The organism is Streptomyces sp. NPDC001507 (assembly GCF_042894765.1).
In the GTDB taxonomy this organism is placed as follows: Bacteria; Actinomycetota; Actinomycetes; order Streptomycetales; family Streptomycetaceae; genus Streptomyces.
Map to the genome: position 1 here is coordinate 227,300 of NZ_JBIAVV010000006.1, position 13,704 is coordinate 241,003.

The 13,704-nt window shown below is 71.2% G+C and carries 11 protein-coding genes; 2 read left to right on the top strand and 9 right to left on the bottom strand.

The window, feature by feature from the left end; all coding sequences use genetic code 11:
- Positions 1-44 precede the first annotated feature (44 nt).
- From ACFY0K_RS21070 to ACFY0K_RS21085, 4 genes are all read right to left on the bottom strand, one after another.
- Positions 45-893, bottom strand: a complete 849-nt coding sequence (locus tag ACFY0K_RS21070; protein ID WP_390641107.1) for an inositol monophosphatase family protein — start codon at positions 891-893, stop codon at positions 45-47.
- A gap of 131 nt (positions 894-1,024) precedes the next feature.
- On the bottom strand, positions 1,025-2,821 hold the full coding sequence (locus ACFY0K_RS21075; RefSeq protein ID WP_390641108.1) for a gamma-glutamyltransferase family protein: 1,797 nt from the start codon (positions 2,819-2,821) through the stop codon (positions 1,025-1,027).
- Positions 2,822-2,924: 103 nt separating this feature from the next.
- Positions 2,925-4,631: an LCP family protein gene (locus ACFY0K_RS21080; protein ID WP_351959965.1), complete on the bottom strand. Its 1,707-nt coding sequence runs from the start codon at positions 4,629-4,631 to the stop codon at positions 2,925-2,927.
- A 235-nt stretch (positions 4,632-4,866) separates the two neighbouring features.
- On the bottom strand, positions 4,867-5,229 hold the full coding sequence (locus ACFY0K_RS21085; protein WP_351959966.1) for a metalloregulator ArsR/SmtB family transcription factor: 363 nt from the start codon (positions 5,227-5,229) through the stop codon (positions 4,867-4,869).
- Positions 5,230-5,498: 269 nt separating this feature from the next.
- On the opposite strand from ACFY0K_RS21085, the gene ACFY0K_RS21090 reads away from it, so the two are divergent.
- Both ACFY0K_RS21090 and ACFY0K_RS21095 read left to right on the top strand, forming a co-directional pair.
- Complete coding sequence (locus ACFY0K_RS21090; protein ID WP_351959967.1) at positions 5,499-5,765, top strand: GlsB/YeaQ/YmgE family stress response membrane protein; 267 nt, start codon at positions 5,499-5,501, stop codon at positions 5,763-5,765.
- A gap of 258 nt (positions 5,766-6,023) precedes the next feature.
- On the top strand, positions 6,024-6,707 hold the full coding sequence (locus tag ACFY0K_RS21095; protein ID WP_351959968.1) for a hypothetical protein: 684 nt from the start codon (positions 6,024-6,026) through the stop codon (positions 6,705-6,707).
- A gap of 40 nt (positions 6,708-6,747) precedes the next feature.
- Here ACFY0K_RS21095 and ACFY0K_RS21100 read toward each other — a convergent pair whose 3' ends face one another.
- From ACFY0K_RS21100 to ACFY0K_RS21120, 5 genes are all read right to left on the bottom strand, one after another.
- A complete protein-coding gene (locus ACFY0K_RS21100; protein ID WP_351959969.1) occupies positions 6,748-8,268 on the bottom strand; it encodes an NCS1 family nucleobase:cation symporter-1 in 1,521 nt (506 codons plus the stop codon).
- 129 nt (positions 8,269-8,397) lie between these two features.
- Positions 8,398-9,417, bottom strand: a complete 1,020-nt coding sequence (locus ACFY0K_RS21105; RefSeq protein WP_351959970.1) for a TIGR03842 family LLM class F420-dependent oxidoreductase — start codon at positions 9,415-9,417, stop codon at positions 8,398-8,400.
- 11 nt (positions 9,418-9,428) lie between these two features.
- A complete protein-coding gene (hydA, locus tag ACFY0K_RS21110; protein WP_388716820.1) occupies positions 9,429-10,832 on the bottom strand; it encodes a dihydropyrimidinase in 1,404 nt (467 codons plus the stop codon).
- Positions 10,833-10,959: 127 nt separating this feature from the next.
- Positions 10,960-11,802, bottom strand: a complete 843-nt coding sequence (locus tag ACFY0K_RS21115) for a nitrilase-related carbon-nitrogen hydrolase (RefSeq protein WP_351959972.1) — start codon at positions 11,800-11,802, stop codon at positions 10,960-10,962.
- Between the two features lie 155 nt (positions 11,803-11,957).
- Entirely contained in the window at positions 11,958-13,538 is a 1,581-nt protein-coding gene (locus tag ACFY0K_RS21120; protein WP_388598706.1) for a PucR family transcriptional regulator, read from the bottom strand.
- Positions 13,539-13,704: the final 166 nt, after the last annotated feature.

Below are 13,704 nucleotides of genomic sequence, written 5' to 3' on the forward strand. Positions count from 1 at the left end.
CGGCTTCAGGATATGCCGGGGGACTGACACTCCCCTCGCTCGGGTCACCAGTGCGGGTTCAGCAGCACGTCCACGATCCGGTGGGCGGTGGCGGTGTCGCGGGCCGCGGTGAACGGAAGGGCGTTGTCTCCGGTGATCCGGAACGGCTCGCCGGCGATCGTGAGGTGGGCGCCGCCCGCCTCCTCGACCAGCAGCAGCCCGGCGGCATGGTCCCAGGCGGCCTCCCAGCTGAACACGACGCCGTCCAACTCGCCCCGGGCGACGGCGAGATACTCCAGGCCCGCGGAGCCGCAGGCACGCGGGGCGAACCCGTCGGTCCACAGCGGGAAGAGCGCGCGCTTCTGCGCGTCGGTCGTGTAGTCCGGGTGGGAGGTGGCGATCCGCAGGTCCCGGCCCGCCGCGGGCGCGCCGGAGAGCAGCCGCGCGCCGTCGAGGAAGGCCCCCTTTCCCCGTACCGCGGTGGCGAGTTGCTCGCGGGCCGGGGCGTAGGTCCAGGAGGCGAGCAGGACGCCCCGGTGGGCGAGCGCGACCAGGGTGCAGAAGCCGTCCTCGCCGCGCACGAACTGGCGGGTGCCGTCGACCGGGTCGACGATCCACACCGGCGCGTCGCCCTGGAGCGCGCCGTAGGTCTCCGGGTCGGCGTGCACCGCTTCCTCGCCGACCACGACGGAGCCGGGCAGGAGGGCGCCGAGCTCCGCGGTGAGATACCGCTCGGCAAGCCGGTCGGCGTCGGTCACCAGGTCGTGCGGGCCGCTCTTCTGGTCGACCTCGTGGTCGGCGAGCCGGCGCCAGCGGGGCAGGATCTCGGTCCGGGCGGCCTTGCGGATGGCGTCCTCGACGTCACCGGCGTGCTGGAGGAGAAACTCGTCGATGGTCTCCGTTGCTTCGATCATGCCTCCATGAGAGCACGCGCCACTGACAACAATCCCCACGCGTCGGGTGTACGGCACATGGAATACGGACGAACAGGCGGTACCGACGGTCGGCGGGCCGTCGGCGGGCGTACCAGGCCGGCGGGCCCGCGTCAGCGTCCCACCGCGTAGCCCTGCATCCCGCGCGGGTTGGCCGCCGCCGACAGCACCCCGGTCTCCGGGTCCCGGGCCACCGCGCACAGGCGGCCCTCCGACCAGCCCGGCCCGACCGTCACGTCGTGGCCGCGCCGCCGCAGCTCAGCCACGACCTCGTCGTCCGTGCGGGACTCGACGGTCACGCTCCCGGGGCGCCGGCCGCGCGGGTAGAAGGAGCTGGGGAAGCTGTCGTTGTGCCAGTTCGGGGCGTCGATCGCGCCCTGCAGGTCGAGGCCGCCGCGGACCTGGCCGCGCAGCGCCAGGGCGAGGAGGAAGTGCAGCTGCCACTGGTCCTGCTGGTCGCCGCCGGGCGTGCCGAAGGCCAGCACCGGGACGCCGTCGCGCAGGGCGAGCGACGGGGTGAGGGTGGTGCGGGGGCGCTTGCCGGGCGTGAGGGAGTTGGGCAGTCCCTCCTCCAGCCAGGCCATCTGCAACCGGGTGCCGAGCGGGAAGCCCAGTTCGGGGACGACCGGGTTGGACTGGAGCCAGCCGCCGCTGGGCGTGGCCGCGACCATGTTGCCCCAGCGGTCGACGACGTCCAGGTGGCAGGTGTCGCCCCGGGTGGTGCCGTCGGCGGCGACCTGCGCGACCGTCGGCTCACCGGCACCGAGCGGGTCGAAGGCGGTGCTCCGCCCGGCCTCCACGCGCGCGTACGCGGGCAACCGGGGCGCGCGCCCGCCGGGGCTGCCCGGCCGCAGCTCCTCGGAGGCCTTGGCCCCGATCAGCTCCCGCCGTCCGGCGTTGTAGGCGTCCGAGAGCAGCTCGGCCAGCGGTACCTCGGCCGCGTCCCCGTACCAGGCCTCGCGGTCGGCCATGGCGAGCTTGCAGCCCTCGATCAGGAGGTGGACGTAGTCGGCCGAGCCGTAGGCGGGCAGTTCGGGCGGCAGCAGGGCGAGCTGCTGGAGCAGGGCCGGCCCCTGGCTCCAGGGGCCGGCCTTGCACACGGTCCAGCCGTTCCAGTCGTACGAGACCGGGCTCTCGTAGCCCGCGGACCAGCCGGCCAGGTCGGCGGCGGTGAGGGTGCCGGTGTGCCGGGTGCCGCTGGTGTCCATGGTGGGGCGGGCGGCCTGGCGTACCAGCGCCTCGGCGATGAAGCCGGTGCGCCACACCTCGCGGGCGGCGTCGATGCGGGCCTCGCGGTCCCCGGCGCCCGCGGTCTCGGTGAGCAGCCGCTGCCAGGTGGCGGCGAGGGCGGGATTGCGCAGCAGTTCGCCGGGGCGGTGGGCCCGGCCGCCGGGCAGGTAGAGCTCCGCCGACGACGTCCACTCGGTCTCGAACAGGCTGCGGACGCTCGCCACCGTGGCGCCGACGTTCTCCACGGCCGGATGCCCGTGCTCCGCGTAGCCGATGGCGTACTTCAGGACCTCGTCCAGCGGCTTGCTGCCGTGGTCGCGCAGCAGGAGCAGCCAGGCGTCGAAGGCGCCGGGTACGGCCGCGGCCAGCGGCCCGGTACCGGGGACCAGGTCCAGGCCGAGGCTCCGGTAGTGGGCGACGTCCGCGCCCGCCGGGGCCACGCCCTGCCCGCACAGCACCCGCACCTCGCCGCCGGCCGGGGCGAGCAGGATCGGCACCTCGCCGGCCGGCCCGTTGAGGTGCGGCTCGACCACGTGCAGGACGAAGGCGCCGGCGACGGCCGCGTCGTACGCGTTGCCGCCGCTCTCCAGGACCGCCATCGCCGACTGGGAGGCCAGCCAGTGCGTGGACGAGACCATGCCGAAGGTGCCCTGGAGGGTGGGACGGGTGGTGAACTGCATCTGTCACCTCGCTGTGCGCACGGCCGGGCCAGGTGTCTGGCGGTTACATGCTTTCACGGCCGTGGCGAGGCGAACCCCCTCCGGGGGGGCTCGCCTCCCCCCGTCACTTGTCCGAGTCGGGCTTGTTCGTCGCCGCCGCGTACGCCTGGGACGGGGTCATCGCGATCCCGTTGAGGCTGACCGTCTTGTACTGGCTGACCTTGGCGCAGGTCTTGGTGTCGGCGGCGGTCGAGGCGTTGGCGTTGGAGACGGCCGCCTTGGTGTCGCCGGAGCTGGCCGGATAGGAGGTGCCGCTGCTCCAGTCGCTGCCGATCACCAGGACCACGCCGGTGCCGCTGCCCGACTTGATGTGCGAGCTCGGGATGTCCAGGGCCTTGGCCACGGTCTGGGCCTCGGCCTTGTCGCCGCTGCCGTAGGTCAGGGTGGTCGAGCTCGCGGAGCTCGGGGCGTTGGCCGTGCTGGTGCCGGTGCTGAAGCCCTGCGAGATCAGGGAGTTCGCGATGGCGGAGGCGCGGCCCGTGACGTCGGTACCGTTCTCGACGGTCACGGCGATCTGGGAGGCCGGCACGGTCGCGGTGGGCGTCGGCTTCGCGCTCGCGGTCGCCGAGGCCGCCGACGACTTCTTGCCCGAGCTGGTGGTCAGCGACTGGTCGTTGGCCATGGTGGCGAACAGGTCCTTGGCGCCCGCGCCGACCACCACGCGGTTGCTGTTGTTCGGGTCGGGCGCGGTCTGCATGGTGGTGAACGTCATCCGCTTGGTGGGGACCTTGTTCACGTCGGCCGCGAGCGAGATCAGCTTCTTGACGCTGTCGAGCTCGTCGTCGACGGTCAGCGCCTTGGTGGCCGCGTCGGCGAGGCTGTAGACCGCGGTGGGGTCGGTGAGGGTGCCCGCGCTCTTGAACTTGCGGATCATCGCGCTGAGGAAGATGTGCTGGGAGATGGTACGGCCGAGGTCACTGCCGTCGCCGAAGCCGTGCCGGGAGCGGACGAACTCCAGCGCGGCCTCGCCCTTGAGGGTGTGGGTGCCCTTGGACAGCTTCAGGTGCGAGTAGGTGTCGTACACGTTGTTGTTGACGCAGACGGAGACTCCGCCGACCGCGTCGGACATCTTGACCACGCCGGAGAAGTCCAGCTTGACGAAGTGGTCGATGGGGACGCCGGTGAGCTGGTGGACGGTGGCGACCTGGCAGGCCGCGCCGTACTGGAGGGCGCTGTTGACCTGGCCGTAGTAGCCGGAGGTGGACTCGCCGCTCGAACTGTCCTTGCAGGCGGGGACGTCGACCATGGTGTCACGCGGGATGCTCATGACGGTGGCGTTGGAGCGGTCGGCGGATATGTGGACGACCATCTCCACGTCCGCGTTGCCGTTGCCGGTCTGGACGCCGGTCTGCTTGCAGCCGCCGCCGAGCTTGCAGTCGGCCGAGCTGGTCCGGCCGTCCGAGCCGATCACCAGGATGTTGATCGGAGTGCGGCCGAACGCGTCGGCCTTCTCGGTGCCGCCCTTGCCGTCGAGGGAGACGCTGTTGATGTTGCCGTTGAGGTGCTCGTAGAACCACCAGCCCGCGCCGGCCGTGACCAGGACCAGGACCGCCGTGCACAGGCCCAGGATCTTCAGGACCCGCCGGCCGCGGCCCGTCGGTTTCGCCCGCCGGGAGCCCCCTCTGCCACCGCGGGTCTTCGCCGCCTGCCGGGCGGCGGCCCGGCCGCCGGGCGGCCGCGTCCCGTCCGGCAGGGCCCCACGCTGTCCGGGCACCCGGTCGGTGCGGCTGCGCGTGGCCTGGCCTCCCGGGCCGTCCCACGGGTCGGTCATCTTCCACTCCCATGAACGGTCGGGTCCGTCTGCGGGTACGGTCGGGCAGGTCGGGCGTCCGCGGCGGCTCAAGGGCAGCCGCGAGGTGGGCCCATTTGGGTTGCGTGATTGCGCAATCTAACAAACCCACAGCCCCGACAGCACAAGCCCCACCCGAATTCACAGGTGAGGCATCTCATGAAACCTCCAGGACACACCCGCCGTCCGCCCCCGCGCGCCGCGCCGGCCCGCTCGGTCAGACGCCCGCCTCGTACAACCGCCGCACGGGCACGGGGGCCTGGTGCGAGCGTGCGGTCAGCTGCCCGACGGTCACTCGCACCACGGTCACGATGTCCGGATCGTCCACGTAGTAGACCTGCCTGCGGCCCTCCCGGCGGGACCGCACGAGACCGGCCAGCCGGAGTTTGGCCAGGTGCTGGCTGACCGCCGGCAGGGCGCCGCCGACCCGGTCGGCGAGGCGCGTCACGTCGCTCTCGCCCTGGGACAGCGCCCACATGATGTGCAGCCGGGCCGGCGAGGCGAGCAGCCCGAACACCGCGGCCGCCTCCGTCAGCACCCCGTCGGAGGGGTCCGTGTAGCCGTCGCCGTTCTCCCCCACGGACCGCTCCCTCCCACGCACAGCCTCGGCACAGATGCCCACTCAGTGTAGGCGTACGGTCACCGCACCCCGCAGGGCCTCCCCGCCATGTCCGCCACGTGTTCTTCGCATTGTCATGGGCGCGTGACAGAACATCGACGGCTCGACGCCAGGCGTATACCGGCGGCCGCTCCCGTTCCTAGGCTTGCGCAACAACGCAACCCAGCGGGGCGGCAACCCGCGGAGCGGCGGCGTCCGTCAAGCAGCACCCGTACCGGAGGACAACGAACGTGGGCATCATCGGCTGGATCGTCCTGGGTCTCCTCGCCGGAGCCATCGCCAAGATCCTGCTGCCCGGCCGCGACCCGGGTGGCCTGATCGGCACCACCCTCATCGGCATCGCGGGCGCATTCGTGGGCGGCTGGCTCTCCTCCCGCTTCCTCGACCGCCCGGTGGAGAAGCACTTCTTCGACCTGTACACGTGGGGCGCCGCGATCGCCGGCTCCCTGGTCCTGCTCATCGGCTACCGGCTGCTGTTCGGCAACTCGCGCGACTGAGTACCGGCCGGGCCCGACGGTGACTCCGGTCACCCTCGCGGGCCGATGCAGTCACGACATTCCGGATGTACACGGACCGGAAAGGCGCGACATTCCGGATGTAGGGGGACGGCCCACGGCCGCTGTCAACAGCGCGCCGTGGCCGGCCCACAGGCAAGGCGCGGATTCCACTTCCGCCCCACAGGGACTCGTGTGAAACTGGCGTCCCGTCCGCAGTGCGGACCACTCCGCACACCGTCCCCCAGCGAGAAGTGCGACTTGCGTTCTCTTCCACTGCCGCTCGCCCTCACCGCGCGCCTGACGCCGGTCGCCGTGCTCGCCTGTGCTGGCTGGGTGATGGCGTCGGGCCCGGACACGACGACGTCCACGAGCACCTCGGGTGACACCTCGGCCCAGCAGGCGTCCGGCCAGTCGGCCGGCGACTCCCCGTCGACGTCCGCCGCCTCCACGGCCGCCACCAAGGCGTTCTCCGCCGCCCCCGCCCCCTGCGGCAGCATCCCGGTGGCCACCATCAAGTCGCTGGTGCCCGGTGCGAAGACGGCCGGCAAGGAGATTCCCTCCACCGACACCAAGCTGCGCCGCACCTGCTCGTGGAACGCGCTCAAGGGCTACGACTACCGCTGGCTCGACGTCTCCTTCGAGATCATGGACACGAACGCGGCGGCCGCGAAGGAGTACAAGGACCGGGTCGCCGAGAAGAGCGGCGGCGGGGCCGTGCCGGGGCTCGGCGACAGCGGCTACTCGGTCGTGAACCTCACCACCGAGGACAAGCAGCAGACCCGTGAGGGCGTGGTGATGGCCCAGGTGTCCAACGCGCTGGTGGTCGTCACGTACAACGGCAGCGACTTCGAGAACAAGAAGGCGCCCAGCACGGACGTGATCAACAAGGGCGCCATCCAGGCGGCGAAGGCCGCGGTGACCGCGCTGAAGGGCAGCCAGTAGCCGCACCGGCTGCCCCTCGTTCGCACGCCACGCCTGCTGCTCAGGCCTCCTTGGGCCGTACCAGCGTCGTCAGCCCCAGGTACAGCACCAGGGACGTGCCGAGGCCGACCGCCCAGCCGTAGTCGGCCAGTGAGGACAGGGCCGGGATGGGCCTGCCGTCGATCAGCGGCTTGAAGCTGGCGCCGCCGATCGCGAGGATGCCGCCGACGAGGAAGGCGACGACCGCCCGCCAGTTCCAGCCGCCGTCGTACCAGTAGCGGCCGCCTGTGCGGTACAGGTCGGTCAGGTCGAGGCGGGTGCGGCGCAGGATCCAGTAGTCGGCGACGAGGATGCCGGCGACCGTGCCGAGCAGGCCGCCGACCAGGCCGAGCCAGGTGAAGATGTAGCCCTGCGGGTCCGAGTACAGCTTCCACGGGAAGATCAGTACCGCGAGGACCGAGGTGATCAGCGCGCCGGTACGGAAACTGATCTTCCGGGGCGCGATGTTGGAGAAGTCGAAGGCGGGCGAGACCAGGTTGGCCGCGATGTTCACGGAGAGGGTCGCGACGAGGACGGTGACCAGGGCGTAGAGCAGGCCGACCACGTTGTCCGTCTTGGCGGCCAGCTGGACCGGGTCCCAGATCGGCTGCCCGTAGACGGCCTGCGAACCGGAGGTCACCAGGACGGAGAGGAAGGCGAAGAGGGTCATGGTGGTGGGCAGGCCGAGCGCCTGGCCCCAGGTCTGCGCCTTCTGGCTCTTGCCGTACCGGGTGAAGTCGGGGATGTTCAGCGACAGCGTCGACCAGAAGCCGATCATGCCCATCAGGGACGGCCAGAAGATCTTCCAGAAGCCGCCGCCCCAGCCGAGCTTGGAGGGCTGGTCGAAGAGCGGGCCGAGGCCGCCGGCCTTGTTGCTCATCCAGATCAGCATCACTACGGCGCCGACGATGACGAAGGGCGCGGCCCAGTTCTCGAAGCGGCGGATGGTCTCCATGCCCCGGTAGATGATCGCGACCTGGAGCACCCAGAAGAGCGCGAACGACAGCCACATGGTCCAGGCGTAGCCGCCGATGTGCGAGGCGTTCGCCCAGCTGTCGCCGATCAGCTTGCCGGCCAGGAAGTAGATGGCCTCGCCGCCGATCCAGGTCTGGATGCCGAACCAGCCGCAGGCCACCAACGCCCGTACGACGGCAGGGAGGTTGGCGCCGCGCACGCCGAAGGAGGCGCGGGCGAAGACCGGGAAGGGGATGCCGTACTTGGGTCCGGCGTGCCCGGTGAGCAGCATCGGGACGAGGACGATCAGGTTGGCGAGGGCGATGGTGAACACGGCCTGTTTCCAGTCCATGCCGACCGCGATGAGCCCGGAGGCGAGGGTCCAGGACGCCGTGTTGTGGGCCATGCCGACCCAGAGGGCGGAGAAGTTGTACGTGGTCCAGGTGCGCTTGACGACGGGGACCGGCAGCAGGTCCTCGTTGGCGTACGGACCGCTCGGCGGCGGGGAGCCCGGGGTGAGCTCGACGCGCCCGTCGGGGAGGGAGACTTGACCGGAGATGGGTATGGCCGAGGGAGCGGTGTCGGTCATGGGCAGGCCAATCGGGGTGAGGTGGGACGGGAAAGGCCGTGCGGGCGGGGCGGGGGGTACGCGTGTGGGGTGCGCCCTGACCCCCTTCCCGGGACGGCGGGAAGGGGGAGACCAACTGCCAGGTGTGGGCTAGCCGTTGACGGCCGGGATGACCTTCGTCCCGTACGCGTCGATGGTGGCCTCCTGGGCGTCGTGCATGTCGTAGACGGCGAACTGGTCGACGCCCAGCTCGCGCAGGGCGGTCAGCTTCTCGATGTGCTTCTCGGCCGGGCCGATGACGCAGAAGCGGTCGACGATCTCGTCGGGCACGAACTCGGTGTCGGGGTTGCCGCTGCGTCCGTGGTGCGAGTAGTCGTAGCCCTGGCGGGCCTTGATGTAGTCGGTGAGTTCCTCGGGTACGGCGGCCGAGTGCTCGCCGTACTTGGCGACCAGGTCGGCGACGTGGTTGCCGACCATGCCGCCGAACCAGCGGCACTGGTCGCGGGCGTGGGCGAGGGCCTCGGGCGAGTCGTCCTCGGTGACGTAGGCGGGGGCGGCGACACAGATCCTGACCTCGGACGGGTCGCGTCCGGCCGCCACGGCCGCGTCCTTCACCGCCTTGACCATGTACTCGGTGAGGTAGAGGTCGGAGAGCTGCAGGATGAAACCGTCGGCCTCCTCACCGGTCATCTTCAGAGCCTTCGGGCCGTACGCGGCCATCCAGACGGGGAGTTCGGCACCCGGCTTGACCCACGGCAACCTGATGACGGTCCCGCCGAGGTCGGCCTCGCCGCCGCTGCCGAGGGCGCGGATGACCTTCATGGCCTCGCTGATCCGGGCGAGGGTGTTGGGCTTGCGGCCGGCCACCCGCATCGCGGAGTCGCCGCGGCCGATGCCGCAGACCGTGCGGTTGCCGAACATGTCGTTGAGGGTGGCGAAGGTGGAGGCGGTGACCTCCCAGGTGCGGGTGCCCGGGTTGGTGACCATCGGGCCGACCGTCAGCTTGCTGGTGTTGGCCAGGATCTGACTGTAGATCACGAACGGCTCCTGCCAGAGCACGGCGGAGTCGAAGGTCCAGCCGTAGCGGAAGCCGTTGCGCTCGGCCCGTTTCATCAGGCTGACGACCCGGGAGGCCGGCGGGTCGGTCTGCAGGACGAGTCCGAAGTCCATGGGCGCCTCTCCTAGTTGAGGTACTGACAGGTGGAGCGCGGGGTGTAGACGCCGTGCCCGGCGTGTCCGGTGTACTCGCGCTCGGTGATGACGGGTACGCCGCGCGAGAGGACCGTCTCGACGCGGCCGGTGAGGCGCTTGCCCTCGTACGCCGAGTAGTCGACGTTCATGTGGTGGGTCTCGGCGGAGACGACCTGCTCCGCATGGGGGTCGTAGATGACGACGTCGGCGTCGGCACCCGGGGTGATGGTGCCCTTCTTCGGGTACATGCCGAACATCCGGGCCGGGGTGGCGCAGGCGATCTCGATCCAGCGGCGCCGGGTGATGTGCCCGTCGACGACGGCCTGGTGGAGCAGGTCCATGCGGTTCTCGACGCCGGGCAGGCCGTTGGGGATCTTCGAGAAGTCGCCGCGGCCGAGTTCCTTCTGGCCGACGAAGCAGAAGGGGCAGTGGTCGGTGGAGACGACCTGGAGGTCGTTGGTCCTGAGGCCCTGCCAGAGCTTGGCCTGGTGCTCCCTGGGGCGCAGCGGGGTGCTGCACACGTACTTCGAGCCCTCGAAGTCGGGTTCGGCGAGGTTGTCGGTGGAGAGGAAGAGGTACTGCGGGCAGGTCTCGCCGAAGACCGGGAGCCCCTCGTCGCGGGCGCGGGCGAGTTCGGCGACCGCCTCCATCGCGGAGACGTGCACGACGTAGAGGGGGGCGCCGGCTACCTGGGCCAGCTTGATGGCGCGGTGGGTGGCTTCGGCTTCCAGGAGGGCCTTGCGGACCTCGCCGTGGTAGCGGGGGTCGGTCTCGCCGCGGGCCAGCGCCTGTTCCACGAGTACGTCGATGGCGATGCCGTTCTCGGCGTGCATCATGATCAGGCCGCCGTTCTCGGCGGAGCGCTGCATGGCGCGCAGGATCTGGCCGTCGTCGGAGTAGAAGACGCCGGGGTAGGCCATGAACTGCTTGAAGGAGGTCACCCCCTCCTCGACCAGCAGGTCCATCTCCTTCAGCGTCTCCTGGTTCACGTCGGAGACGATCATGTGGAAGCCGTAGTCGACGGCGCAGTTGCCCTCGGCCTTGGCGTGCCAGGCGTCGAGGCCCTCGCGCAGGCTGTGGCCGACGCTCTGCACGGCGAAGTCCACGATGGTGGTCGTACCGCCCCAGGCGGCGGCCCGGGTGCCGGTCTCGAAGGTGTCGGAGGCGAAGGTGCCGCCGAACGGCAGCTCCATGTGGGTGTGGGCGTCGACGCCGCCCGGGATGACGTACTTGCCGGCGGCGTCGATGGTCCGCTCGGCGGTGAAGGCCTCGGCGGCGGGGGTGCCGGTCGCCGCGAGGGCGGCGATGCGGCCGTCCTCGATCAGGACGTCGGCGTGGATCTCGTCGGACGCGGTGATGACGAGTCCGCCACGGATGAGAGTGCGGCCGACCATGGGTTCACGCTCCGTTCGGTTGTCGGGAAAGTGCCGGTCGTCTGTGGCTGGTCGCGCAGTTCCTCCCCCAGCCTTCGGCCGGGGGTACCCCCAGCGCCCCTTACGGGGCGCTTCCAGCGGGGCGCGATCAGGGAGCCGTCAGGGGGCCGTACGCGTCCGGGCGGCGGTCGCGGAAGAACTGCCAGCGGTCGCGGACCTCGCGGAGCTTGGCCAGGTCCAGGTCGCGGACGACGAGTTCGGTCTCCTTGTCGGAGGCCACCTCGCCGACGAACTGGGCCTCCGGGTCCACGAAGTAGGAGCTGCCGTAGAAGTCGTTGTCGCCCAGGTCCTCCACGCCGACCCGGTTGATCGCGCCGACGAAGTACTCGTTGGCCGCGGCAGCGGCCGGCTGCTCCAGCTGCCAGAGGTACCGGGAGAGACCGCGCGAGGTGGCAGACGGGTTGAAGACGATCTCGGCACCCGCGAGGCCCAACGCCCGCCAGCCCTCGGGGAAGTGGCGGTCGTAGCAGATGTAGACGCCGATCTTCCCGACGGCCGTCTCGAAGACGGGCCAGCCGGCGTTCCCCGGACGGAAGTAGAACTTCTCCCAGAAGCCGGGGACCTGGGGGATGTGGTGCTTGCGGTACTTGCCGAGGTACGAGCCGTCGGCGTCGATCACGGCTGCGGTGTTGTAGAGGACGCCGGGCTGCTCCTCCTCGTACACCGGCAGGATCAGGACGAGGCCCAGTTCGCGGGCGAGGGCCTGGAAGCGCTGGACGACCGGGCCGTCCGGGACCTGCTCGGCGTACTCGTAGAAGGCCTTGTCCTGGACCTGGCAGAAGTAGGGTCCGTAGAACAGCTCCTGGAAGCACAGGACCTGCGCGCCCTGTGCGGCCGCGTCGCGGGCCGCCTGCTCGTGGACCTGGATCATCGACTCCTTGTCGCCGGTCCAGGCGGTCTGGAAGAGGGCGGCACGAATCACTCGGCTCATCGGGACCTCCGGTCGCTCGGTGTGCGAGAAGGCTAGAAAGCCCGGAAGTCCTGTTTGAGTTGCATCGTGTCACGTCTGCGGGCGCCCGGCGTGGCACCGTGTCACGCTGCCGTCGGCTCATGTTTCACCGCCGTTTTCCCAGGTCGTCGCATGTTTCACTGCTGTTGCGCGTCGTGTGCGAGGAGTGCGATGTGCACCGAGGCCGCCTGCTCGAAGTCGTCGAGGTCGACGCCGAGCCGGGTCTGTATCGCCTCGAGGCGGCGGTACAGCGCGGGTCGGGAGACGTGGTGGAGCTGGGCGGTGCGGGACTTGTTGCGGCCGGTGGCGAGGTAGGTCCGCAACACGCCGAGCAGGTCCTGGTCGGTGCCGTTGCCGCACAGCAGGCCGTCCAGCTCGCGCTCGGCGAAGGACTGGACGTGCGGGTCGTCCCGCAGCAGCCGGATCAGGCCGCGCAGGTGGACGTCCTTGAGCCGTACGACGGCCGGGAGGTCGAGGGCGTCGGTGGTGTCGGCGACGGCGTCCGCGACGTGCTGGGCCTCGCGCAGGCCGACGGGCACGTCGTCCCAGACGGTACGGGCGCCCGCGGCCGCCACCACCGCGCGGGGCCCCGCAGACTCGCCGTGCAGCCGGGCGGCGAAGTGCGCGGCGAGGGCGACGGCGTCCTGGTCGCGGGCGAGGCTGAGGAGGACGGCGGTGGTGCGCTCGGTGAGTTCGGCGACGAGTCCTGGCAGGCCCAGCAGCCGCAGGACCCGCTCCAGTTGGGCCGGTTCCGCGTCCCGTACGACGAGCGGGACGAAGGTCCGCCGGTTGACCGGGAGGCCGGCCGCCCGGGCCCTGGGCAGCAGCTGGCGGGCCGGTACGACCCCGGAGACCAGGTCGGTCAGCAGGCTCTGCGCGGACTGCTCCTCCCAGGTGTGGGCGGAGCCGCCGCCGAGCATGCGGTGCAGGACGAGGGCCTCGGCGCCCCGCTCGGCCAGCAGCCGGCCGGTGGCGGTGTCGCCGCGGTAGCCGCAGAGCATGATCTGGCCCCAGCGCTCGCCCCGGCCGCCCAGTTCGGCGCGGATCCAGCCGTCGGCCGCGCCGCCGCCGGCCTGCCGGGCGATGCGTTCCCAGTCCCGCAGCACGTCGTCCACGGCCGACCGCTCCCCCGCGGTGGCGAGGACCCGGTGCGCGAGGTTGGTGACGACGACCGGGCAGGCGCTGTGCACGGCGACTTCGTCGAGGAGCCGCTGGAGAGGGGCGGCGGCCGTGATGAGGCCGGTGAGGGCGGTGCGGACGGACTCGGAGAGGCTGACGGCGGCGAACTTCCGCCGGACCAGCCTGGACTGGACCTCCTCCGTCAGCTCGGCGAAGGGGAAGGGGCGGTGCAGGACCACCAGGGGGAGGCCGCAGCGGTCCGCTGCGCGGCGCATGGCGTCGGGCGGGGCGGGGAAGGCGCGGCCGAGGCCGAGGACGACGGCCGCCGCCTCGGCCCGGTGCAGGGACTGGATGTAGTCGGCCTGTTTGTGCTCGTCACCGGCGAGCAGGACGCCGGTGGTGAGGACCATCTCGCCGCCGGTGAGCATGACGCCGACGTCGGGAGCCTCGGCGACGTGCACCCAGCGGACGGGGCGGTCGAGGTGGGCGGCTCCGGCCACCACCTCGGGGTCTCCGGCCAGGACCCTTTCCAGGGCGAGGATCTGGCGGACCGACAGTATGGGGTCTGTGGTGTTCGGGGGATCCCAGGTGGCGGTCATCTTGCGTGGTCCCTTGGTCTGGTTCGGTGCGTTCGGAGACTGCGGGCCGGTGGGGGCTGGTCGCGCAGTTCCCCGCGCCCCTCAAGGGGCGCTGGTGCAGCCCCCTGCTTTTTTTGGGGGGCGCGGGGAACTGCGCGACCAGCCGCGACGGCGCCGCAGCCGGCAC

Excerpts from the sequence above, each read along its gene's own strand:
- ACFY0K_RS21070 (WP_390641107.1), bottom strand. The coding sequence starts at position 893 with ATGATCGAAGCAACGGAGACCATCGACGAGTTTCTCCTCCAGCACGCC.
- ACFY0K_RS21075 (WP_390641108.1), bottom strand. The coding sequence starts at position 2,821 with ATGCAGTTCACCACCCGTCCCACCCTCCAGGGCACCTTCGGCATGGTC.
- ACFY0K_RS21080 (WP_351959965.1), bottom strand. The coding sequence starts at position 4,631 with ATGACCGACCCGTGGGACGGCCCGGGAGGCCAGGCCACGCGCAGCCGC.
- ACFY0K_RS21100 (WP_351959969.1), bottom strand. The coding sequence starts at position 8,268 with ATGACCGACACCGCTCCCTCGGCCATACCCATCTCCGGTCAAGTCTCC.
- ACFY0K_RS21105 (WP_351959970.1), bottom strand. The coding sequence starts at position 9,417 with ATGGACTTCGGACTCGTCCTGCAGACCGACCCGCCGGCCTCCCGGGTC.
- hydA (WP_388716820.1), bottom strand. The coding sequence starts at position 10,832 with ATGGTCGGCCGCACTCTCATCCGTGGCGGACTCGTCATCACCGCGTCC.
- ACFY0K_RS21115 (WP_351959972.1), bottom strand. The coding sequence starts at position 11,802 with ATGAGCCGAGTGATTCGTGCCGCCCTCTTCCAGACCGCCTGGACCGGC.
- ACFY0K_RS21120 (WP_388598706.1), bottom strand. The coding sequence starts at position 13,538 with ATGACCGCCACCTGGGATCCCCCGAACACCACAGACCCCATACTGTCG.